The 1,908-nt window shown below is 43.3% G+C and carries 1 protein-coding gene; it reads right to left on the bottom strand.

The features are described 5' to 3' along the window. Positions 1 to 1,908: VCBS domain-containing protein (locus AB4153_RS21435; RefSeq protein WP_371998607.1), on the bottom strand; the 1,908-nt coding region annotated here is incomplete at both ends.

The following is a 1,908-nucleotide window of genomic DNA, read 5'->3' as shown; positions in this document are numbered from 1 at the left end:
CAAAGAAAGCGAACCAAATTTACCTTGTTGCACAGTGGCTTGGAATTGGTTTTGACCATTGTCTACATCGGTAACAGTTAACGCACCATCGACATGAAGTTGTCCTTGATGGACGTCTTTGTCTTCAGTCAATGAAGCTGAACTTGAACCACCAATGACCGCTTTATCGTCAGTGCCATTAATGGTGACTGAGATTTTCTGCTCGGTGCCATCGACACTGTGAACGACTAGCGTATCAGTAAGTGACTCACCCGTTTTTAGCCCTTGAATAGTCTGTTGTGAATTGTCTGCAGTATAAGTCCAATGACCTAGGTTATTAATCGACAATGTGCCGAACTGACCTTGTAATGATGTGGCTGAAAACTGAGCTTGGCCGTTATCTAAATCTGTAACAGTGAGGGCACCATCGACATGAAGTTGTCCTTGATGGACGTCTTTGTCTTCGGTTAATTGTGCTGAACTTGTACCAGAAATGACCGCCTTATCGTCGGTGCCATTAATGGTCACTGAGATTTTTTGTTCAGTGCCATCGACGCTGTGAACGACTAGCGTATCAGTAAGCGACTCACCCGTTTTCAGACCTTGAATAGTCTGTTGTGAATTGTCTGCAGTATAAGTCCAGCGGCCTAGGTTATTGATCGACAGTGTGCCGAACTGACCTTGTAAAACATCAGTTTGGAAGTGAGCTTGGTCTTTATCTAAATCTGAAATTGATAGTTGACCTTCTGCGTGCAACTCGCCTTGTATGACGTTGAAGTCTTCTTTGAGAGAAGCGAATGTTTCTCCCTCAGGTGTTGGGGCTGTTAAATTCAAGGCGTTGTCTGTAGAGGAAATAATGTTACCGATCACTGCTTTATCGTCGGTGCCATTGATGGTAACGGTAACTCTCTGCTCAGTGCCATCGACTGAGTGAACTAATAAAGTGTCGGTAAGTGATTCGCCAGTTTTGAGCTCTTGAATGACGGTTTGGGTATTGTCGGCTGTATAAGTCCAATGACCCAATTCGTTAATAACTAGATGACCAAATTGCCCTTGTAAAGATGATGCTTGGAAATGACTTTCACCTGTATCTGTGTCAGTGACAGATAATTGTCCTGTCACTGATAAATGTTGCGTTACTAGGTTTTTATCTTCGGTAATGCTACCTGTAGATACGCCAGAAATGACAGCGGCTTCATTTTTACCAATAACAACAATAGTGACTTCTTTTGAAACTGGCGTTCCTGAACTATCAGTAGCTGTTACTGTAAAAGATTCACTTGCTTGTTGCCCTGAATGTAGTCCTAAGGTCGAACTTGATTGGTTATCGAGGTGATATTGCCATTCGCCTGTATCAGGGTTAATTGATAATTGACCAAACTTGCCATTGGGCTGCTCAACGTTCCATACACTTTGGTCATGATGATCAGGATCAGAACTTGTTAATGTCCCACTTACGTTATCAATGTTACCAGCGCTGTTGATAGTCGCATTATGCATACCTGAAATAGTCGGTAAATCATTACTTCCTTCAACTTCTACTGCAATGATGCTAGAGGCTTTGTGGCCATTGTTATCAGTTGCTGTAATGATGAATTGTTCCGATTGTTGCTCGCCTTCTGAAAGTGCATTCGTTTGACTATTACTGTTATCCAGTAAGTATTGCCATTGACCTGTGACAGGATCAATGACGATATGTCCATATTGCCCTTGAGCGGTGTCAACTGACCAAGAAATATGTTCGGTATCAGAACCTTTTACATGCATCTGTCCTGATGCGCTGCTAATAACATTATCTTCTTTTAATTGCGGTATTTGTTGTTGACTTGCAATGCTTGTAGGCGTTTTATCAGTGCCAGTGCCAGTGCCAGTGCCAGTGCCAGTGCCAGTGCCAGTGCCAGTGCCAGTGCCAGTGCCAGTGCCAGTGCC

The sequence above is a fragment of the Shewanella sp. 10N.286.52.E4 genome, from assembly GCF_041468785.1.
Classification (GTDB): Bacteria; Pseudomonadota; Gammaproteobacteria; order Enterobacterales; family Shewanellaceae; genus Shewanella; species Shewanella electrodiphila.
The sequence above is the reverse complement of the archived record's forward strand: the minus strand, read 5'-3'. Positions and strand labels throughout refer to the sequence as shown.